This window comes from Acidimicrobiales bacterium, from assembly GCA_036273495.1.
In the GTDB taxonomy this organism is placed as follows: domain Bacteria; phylum Actinomycetota; class Acidimicrobiia; order Acidimicrobiales; family JAJPHE01; genus DASSEU01.
In genome coordinates this window covers 1-7,945 of sequence record DASUHN010000313.1, presented here as the reverse complement: position 1 = coordinate 7,945, position 7,945 = coordinate 1, and the positions used below count along the sequence as shown (strand labels likewise).

The 7,945-nt window shown below is 73.7% G+C and carries 5 protein-coding genes; 4 read left to right on the top strand and 1 reads right to left on the bottom strand.

Annotated elements, in window-relative coordinates; translation table 11 throughout:
• Together VFW24_13345 and VFW24_13340 are read left to right on the top strand one after the other, a co-directional pair.
• A partial coding sequence (locus tag VFW24_13345) for an SGNH hydrolase domain-containing protein (protein ID HEX5267750.1) occupies positions 1-913 on the top strand: 913 nt, incomplete at its 5' end.
• 240 nt (positions 914-1,153) lie between these two features.
• Entirely contained in the window at positions 1,154-1,996 is an 843-nt protein-coding gene (locus VFW24_13340) for an alpha/beta hydrolase (GenBank protein HEX5267749.1), read from the top strand.
• Here the strand turns inward: VFW24_13340 and VFW24_13335 are convergent.
• On the bottom strand, positions 1,993-4,020 hold the full coding sequence (locus VFW24_13335) for an acyltransferase family protein (protein HEX5267748.1): 2,028 nt from the start codon (positions 4,018-4,020) through the stop codon (positions 1,993-1,995). The genes VFW24_13340 and VFW24_13335 overlap by 4 nt on opposite strands.
• An 81-nt stretch (positions 4,021-4,101) precedes the next feature.
• On the opposite strand from VFW24_13335, the gene uvrB reads away from it, so the two are divergent.
• Positions 4,102-6,111: an excinuclease ABC subunit UvrB gene (gene uvrB, locus VFW24_13330; protein HEX5267747.1), complete on the top strand. Its 2,010-nt coding sequence runs from the start codon at positions 4,102-4,104 to the stop codon at positions 6,109-6,111.
• Position 6,112: 1 nt separating this feature from the next.
• Positions 6,113-7,945: excinuclease ABC subunit UvrA (uvrA, locus tag VFW24_13325; protein ID HEX5267746.1), on the top strand; the 1,833-nt coding region annotated here is incomplete at its 3' end.

Genomic DNA, 7,945 nt, shown 5'->3' with positions numbered 1-7,945 from the left:
GCCGGCAGGCGCCCCGGCCGGCACCGCTCCGGCGCCTCCGACCGCGACGGGAGCCACGGCGGCCGCCCCGACCTCGACCACCGCTCCCCGTCGCGCCCGGCCCGCCTCCACCCCGAGGATCGCGGCCGGGGGCGTGACGGCCACCGGCGGCCGGCCGGTGCGGATCCTGGTGGTGGGGGACTCGATGGCCGGCTCGCTCGGCGTGGGACTGGCCGACGTGGCCCCCCGGTACGGGGCCGAGGTCGTGAACGACGGGACGCCCGGCTGCTCGCTGGCCTCGGACCAGCAGGACAAGGTGCTCTGGTACACGCTGCCGCCCGGCCACCCCTGCGTGGCCGGCCAGCCCCAGGGCCTGCTCTCGTCCTGGGCCAACCTGGTGGCCCGGACCCGGCCCGACGTCGTCGTCTACCTGGCCCGCAGCGACATCCTCGACACCCAGCACGACGGCCAGTGGCAGCACATCGGCCAGGACGGCTTCGACCAGTGGCTCACCGGGCGCTTCGCCGCCGCCGTGCCGGTGCTCGGCGCCGGGGGGGCGCCGGTGGTCCTACTGACCTCGCCGACCTACCAGACCGGGGAGCAGTCGAGCGGGGACATCTGGCCCGAGGACGACCCGGCCCGGGTGAGCGCCGACAGCGCCCTCCTCCGGTCGGTGGCCGGGGTCACGGTGCTCGACGCCGGGAACGCCCTCACGCCCTCCGGCGCCTACCGCTCGGCGGCCGGCGGCGTGACCCTGCGGTGCTCGGACGGCGTCCACCTGACCCGCTCCGGCGGCCAGTGGCTCGGGGCCCGGATCCTCCCCGAGCTGGTGGCCCTGGGCCGGTCCCACGCCTCGCTCTCGGCTGTCGCCCACCGGCCGCCGGCCCCCTCCGCCACCCCGTCGTGGTGGTCGAAGCTCCCCTGCAACGTCTGATCCCCGCCGGGTCCCCTGCCCCCCGGCTCCTCCGCCAGGCGGGGCCCCACCCCCGCCGGCGTCCGTGTCGGCGTCCCGCCGACGTCTGATCTGTCCGCTTTCTGGCAATAAGTCCCCCGGCGACGCCGCAGTGGCGTGCCCGGCCGGGGGACACCGAGGGCCTGAGGGAAGGCCCAGCCCCACCGGCCGGCGAATCACTCACACATGGGCCGGCGCATGGTCTGGATCGGGGCTATCACGATGGGGCTGTCGGCGCTCGGCGCCGCCCTCGGCGCGCCCGGCGCCCACGCCGCCGGGGAGTCGGTCGAGATCAGCGCCGTCCAGTACGGGACCGACGGCGGCCCGCTGTACATGGACGTCCACCTGCCGGCCTCCAGCCGCCGCGGCGTCCAGTCTCCCGTGGTCGTGCTGCTCCACGGCGGGGGGTGGGCGGGCGGCGGCCGGGCGGACGTGGCCCCCGAGGCCGACGCCCTGGCCCGTGCCGGCCTGGCCGTCCTCAACGTGGACTACCGCCTCTCCGCCCCGGGGGCGCCCGGGTACCCCCACCAGATCTCCGACGTGCAGATGGCTCTGGACTGGGCCCGCGGCCACGCCGCCGCCCTCGGCCTCGACACCAGCCGGGTGGGCGCCCTCGGCGTCTCCGCCGGCGGGAACCTGGCCCTGGAGCTCGGGGTCAGGGGAGTGGTCTCGAACGTGGTGGCCTGGTCGGCCCCGACCGACCTGGGCGCCTTCGAGGCCCGGGGCTCGCGCTGCACCACGGCGGCGTGCGGACCCCTGTCCATGCCCTACGCCGTGTACCGCTACCTGGGCTGCATGCCCGAGGCGTGCGCGGCCCAGTACGCCGCCGCCTCCCCCGCCGACCGGCCCTCGGCCCGGGGCGTCGCCTACCAGGTCTGGAACTCGGCCCAGGAGCTGATCCCCGCCAGCCAGGAGGACGAGTTCGTGACCCGGCAGCGGGCGGCCGGCGTGGCCGTGACCGCCGAGCGGGTGGCCGGGCACCGCCACGCCGCCCAGTACGCCGACGTGGCCCTCGGCCCCTCGGTCGGCTTCCTGGCCCGGGCGCTGGGGGCCAGCTCCTCCTAGCCGGCCGGCCGCGGGGACAGCGCCCCGAGGCTCTCGATCAGCCACGGCTCGAACAGGCGGGCCCCGGCCGGGGTGACGTGGATCCCGTCCTCGTCCCGCACGGTCGTTCCGGCCATGGTCGGGGTGAACCGTCCCCCCGGGGACAGCCGGCGCCCCAGGTCGACCACGGCCGTCCGCCCCGGCGCCCCGGCCGCCACCTGCCGCAGCAGCTGGTTGTAGCGGTCGGTCCGGGCCGGATCGTCGGCGGGCTGGGGCCGCCCGTCGGGCTGCTCGGGCTGGCCGTCGTACGGCGCGGTCAGGAGCGCCACCCGGGCCCCGCCCGCTCCCAGCACCCCGACCGCCTGCTTCAGCGCCGCCAGCTCCCGGGCGTCGAAGCCGGGCTGGCCCAGGTGGGTCCAGCGCCCGCCCAGGTACCGGTCCCGGACCTCCCACGGGCCCTCCATCAGCGCCACCACGTCGGGGTGGAACCGGGCCACGTCGGCGGCCCAGCGGGCCGGCCAGGTGTCGCACCGGACGTAGTGGCCCGAGCTCCGCAGGCCGGCGGTCTCGTCGGAGACCGTGCCCCGGTTGGCCACCAGCCCGCCGGTCACCAGGCCGCAGCCGATGACGGCGTCCCCCTCCAGGTCGACCCCGAAGGCCTGGGTGGGGGTGAAGCCGAGGGCCAGGACCGTGGCGCTGGAGTCCCCGACCAGCAGCACCCGGACCGGCCCGCCGGTACCGGCCGGCACGGCCGGCACGCTGGGATCGGTCCCGGCGTCCACGGCGCCGGCCCCACTGGTGGTCGGGCCCGCCGGCGGCGGGCCGGCGGCGGTGAGCAGCGCCGCGGCCGCCCCACCGCCCGCTCCGGAGGCCAGGCTGGCGCCCGCCGGGGCCACGGTTGCGAGGACCACGGCCACCGCCACCCCGGTCGCCGCCGCCGGCGCCCCGATCCAGGCCCGCCAGCGGGGCAGGGCGCCCCGCCGGATCGGGACCTCCAGCAGGTGGTAGGAGGCGGCGGCCACTGCCAGCGACGCCGCCAGCCGCGCCGCCAGGAGCGCCCCCCCGGAGAGGCCGGTGCGGGCGTGGTCGAGCACCAGGAACAGCGGCCAGTGCCACAGGTACAGGCCGTAGGAGATGCGCCCGACGTACCGGACCGGGGCCACCGCCAGCGCCCGTCCCCCCGCCCCGGCCGGGGCCAGCGCCATCGCCGCCAGCAGCGCCGCGGCCCCGACCGCCAGCCCGAGGAAGCCGCCGTGGTACAGCCACGCCGACGATCCCCCCGCCGCCACGGCGGAGGCGACGAGCAGGGCCAGGCCCGCCCCGCCGGCCGCGGCCAGGGCCGCCCGCCCCGGCCGGGACCGCAGCGGGGCCCACGGGTCGGGGCGCATCTGCAGCACCGCCGCCAGCGCCGCCCCGACCAGCAGGTCCTGGGCCCGGGTGTCGGTGCCGTAGTACACCCGGTCCAGGCCCGCCCCGCCGTGGAAGAGCAGGGCCATGGCCCCGGCGCTGGCCGCCGCCGCCCCCAGGGCGAAGGTCACCAGCGGCAGCAGCGGCCGTCTCCTCCCCAGGGCCAGGAGCCCGGTCACGAGGAGGGGCCACACCATGTAGAACTGCTCCTCGATCGCCAGCGACCACGTGTGCAGCAACGGCGAAGGTGCCGCCAGCTGCGCGAAGTACCCCTGCCCCCCGACCACCTGGCTCCAGTTGGCCCCGTAGCCGAGGGTGGCGAGGGCGGCCCGGCGCAGGTCGGCGAGGCTGCCGGCGGGCGCCAGGAAGGCGGCGTAGGCGGCCACCCCGGCCAGCATCACGAAAAGGGCCGGGAGGAGCCGACGGGCCCGCCGGGCCCAGAAGCGGGTCAGCGAGATCCGCCCGCCGCGGCGCCGCTCCGCCACCAGGAGCGAGGTGATGAGGAACCCGGACAGGACGAAGAACAGGTCCACGCCGAGGAAGCCGCCGCCCGCCCGGGCCACCCCGGCGTGGTACAGCAGCACCGCCGTCACGGCCAGGGCCCGGAGGCCGTCCAGGGCGGGCAGATAGGGGATCACGGCCGCCTCAACGGCCGGGCCCGCAGAAGCATCATCGGTTTACGCGAGACTGTCACAGGGCGCCGGTACGATCGGTTGGCTATGCCCCCGTTCAAGGTCGTCAGCGACTTCGACCCCGCCGGGGACCAGCCGCGCGCCATCACCGAGCTGGCCGAAGGGGTGATGCGGGGGGACCGGTTCCAGACCCTTCTCGGCATAACGGGCAGCGGGAAGAGCGCCACGATCGCCTGGACGATAGAGAGGGTGCAGCGCCCGACGCTGGTCATCGCCCCCAACAAGTCGCTGGCGGCCCAGCTCGCCAACGAGTTCCGGGAGCTGTTCCCCGAGAACCGGGTGGAGTACTTCGTCTCCTACTACGACTACTACCAGCCCGAGGCCTACATCCCCTCGAGCGACACCTACATCGAGAAGGACTCGTCGATCAACGACGAGGTCGAGCGGCTCCGGCACTCCGCCACCGCCGCCCTCCTGACCCGCCGGGACGTGATCGTGGTGGCCTCGGTGTCCTGCATCTACGGCCTGGGCTCCCCCGAGGAGTACCGGGCCAGCAACCTCGTCCTGACCGTGGGCCAGGAGTACGACCAGCGCAGCATCCTGGCCCGGCTGGTGGACATGAGCTACGAGCGCAACGACGCCAACCTGGTGCGGGGGAAGTTCCGGGTCCGGGGAGACACCATCGAGGTCCACCCCGCCTACGAGCCGACGGCGGTGCGCATCGAGCTGTTCGGGGACGAGGTCGAGCGGATCACCCAGTTCGACACCGTGACGGGGGAGAGCTTCGGGGACCTCTCCGAGCTGCTGGTCTACCCCGCCACCCACTACGTGGCCGGCCTGGAGCGGATGAAGAAGGCCATGGGCGGGATCGAGGAGGAGCTGCAGGAGCGGCTGGCCTTCTTCGAGAGCAACGGGAAGCTGCTCGAGGCGCAGCGCCTGCGGATGCGCACCCAGTACGACCTCGAGATGATGCAGGAGGTCGGCTTCTGCAGCGGCATCGAGAACTACAGCCGCCACATCGACGGGCGCAGCCCCGGGCAGCCCCCCCACACCCTCCTCGACTTCTTCCCCCGGGACTTCCTCATCGTCATCGACGAGAGCCACGTGACCGTGCCCCAGCTCCACGGCCAGTACCACGGGGACCGGTCGCGCAAGGAGACCCTGGTCGAGCACGGCTTCCGGCTGCCGTCGGCGGTGGACAACCGGCCCCTGCGCTTCGAGGAGTTCTACGAGCGGGTCAACCAGTGCGTGTTCCTCTCCGCCACCCCGAGCGACTACGAGATCGCCCAGTCGACCCAGGTGGTCGAGCAGATCGTGCGCCCCACCGGCCTCATCGACCCCGAGGTGGTGGTCAAGCCCACCAAGGGCCAGATCGACGACCTGATCGACCACATCAACCAGCGGATCGGGAAGGGGGACCGGGTCCTCGTCACCACCCTCACCAAGAAGATGGCCGAGGACCTCACCGACTACCTGCTGGAGATGGGCCTGCGGGTGCGCTACCTCCACTCCAACATCGACACCATCGAGCGGATCGAGATCCTGCGGGACCTGCGCCTCGGGGAGTTCGACGTGCTGGTCGGAATCAACCTCCTGCGGGAGGGGTTGGACCTCCCCGAGGTGTCGCTGGTGGCCATCCTCGACGCCGACAAGGAGGGCTTCCTGCGCAGCGAGACCTCGCTGATCCAGACCATCGGCCGGGCGGCCCGCAACGTCGACGGCCAGGTCGTGATGTACGCCGACACCGTGACCGACTCGATGCAGCGGGCCATCTCCGAGACCCAGCGCCGGCGCCTGCTCCAGCAGGCCTACAACGCCGAGCACGGCATCGACCCCCAGACCATCCGCAAGCGGGTGACCGACATCCTGGCCCACCTCCGTCCCGACGAGAAGAAGGCGCCGGTGCCCGATCGGCAGCGGCGGTCCCGGCGGGCCCGGTCGGACTTCGCCGAGCTGCCCCGGGAGGAGCTGGACCGGCTGATCCGCACCCTGGAGGAGGAGATGCACGAGGCGGCCCGGGACCTGCGCTTCGAGTACGCGGCGCGCCTGCGCGACGAGATCAACGACCTGAAGCGCGAGCTTCGGGAGCTGGTCTGAGTTGTCCGAGACCATCGTCATCCGGGGCGCCCGGGAGCACAACCTCAAGAACCTCTCGCTGGAGCTGCCGCGCGAGAAGCTGATCGTGTTCACCGGCCTGTCGGGGTCGGGGAAGTCCTCGCTGGCGTTCGACACCATCTACGCCGAGGGCCAGCGCCGCTACGTCGAGTCCCTCTCGGCCTACGCCCGCCAGTTCCTCGGGCAGATGGACAAGCCCGACGTCGACTTCATCGAGGGGCTGAGCCCCGCCATCTCGATCGACCAGAAGTCGGCGTCGCGCAACCCCCGCTCCACGGTCGGGACCATCACCGAGGTCTACGACTACCTCCGCCTCCTGTACGCCCGCATCGGCGTGCCCCACTGCCCGAGCTGCGGCCAGACCGTCACCCGCCAGACGCCCCAGCAGATCGTCGACCGGGTGCTCGAGCTTCCCGACGGGACCCGGTTCCAGGTGCTGGCGCCGGTGGTGCGGGGGCGCAAGGGGGAGTACGAGGGGCTCCTCGAGGAGCTGGCCGGTTCCGGCTTCGCCCGGGCCCGCATCGACGGGGAGGTCCACGAGCTGGCCCAGCCCCCGAAGCTGGCCCGATACGAGAACCACACCATCGAGGTCGTCGTCGACCGGCTGGTGCGCCGGGACGGGATCGAGCGCCGCCTCACCGACTCCCTCGAGACGGCCCTGCGCCTGGCCGAGGGGGTGGCCGAGGTCCAGCTGATGGCGGGGCGGGGGGACGAGACGGCCGAGGGGGAGGTGCTCACCTTCAGCCAGCACCTGGCGTGCGCCAACTGCGGGCTGTCCTTCGACGAGCTGGCCCCCCGGAACTTCTCGTTCAACTCACCCTACGGGGCCTGTCCCCACTGCGACGGGCTCGGCACCAAGTACGAGGTCGACCCCGAGCTGGTGGTGCCCGACCCGTCGCTGTCGATCGACAACGGGGCCATCGCCCCGTGGTCCGGGGCGCGGGGGGAGTACTTCGGGCGGGTGCTCGACGCGGTGGCGTCGACCTACGGGTTCGCCACCCGGACGCCGTGGTCGAAGCTCAAGAAGTCGGAGCAGAAGGTCCTGCTGTACGGGTCGGGCACCAAGCAGGTCCACGTGTCGTACAAGAACCGGTACGGCCGGGTCCGCTCCTACCACACCCATTACGAAGGGGTGATCCCGTACCTGACCCGCCGGCACTCCGAGGCCGAGTCGGACTACATGCGGGAGCAGATCGAGGGCTACATGCGCGAGGTCCCGTGCCCGGAGTGTGACGGGGCCCGGCTCAAGCCCGAGTCGCTGGCGGTCACCGTGGCGGGCCGCAACATCCGCGAGCTGTGCGACCTGTCGATCGCCGACGCCTCCACCGCCATGGGGGAGCTGGAGCTGTCCGAGCGGGACCACATGATCGCCGACCGGGTCCTCCGCGAGATCCGGGCCCGGGTGCAGTTCCTGCTCGACGTCGGCCTCGACTACCTCACCCTCAACCGCTCGGCCGGGACGCTCGCCGGCGGGGAGGCACAGCGCATCCGCCTGGCCAGCCAGATCGGCAGCGGCCTGGTGGGCGTGCTCTACGTCCTGGACGAGCCGTCGATCGGCCTCCACCAGCGGGACAACCGCAAGCTGATCGACACCCTGGTGCGGCTCCGCGACCTCGGCAACACGGTCATCGTCGTCGAGCACGACGAGGAGACGATCCGGGTGGCCGACCACATCGTCGACATCGGGCCCGGGGCGGGGGAGCACGGCGGGGAGATCGTGGCCGCCGGCGGCCTCAAGCAGATCCTCGGCACCCGGCGGTCGATCACCGGCCAGTACCTGAAGGGCACCCGGAGCATCCCCGTTCCCGACATGCGC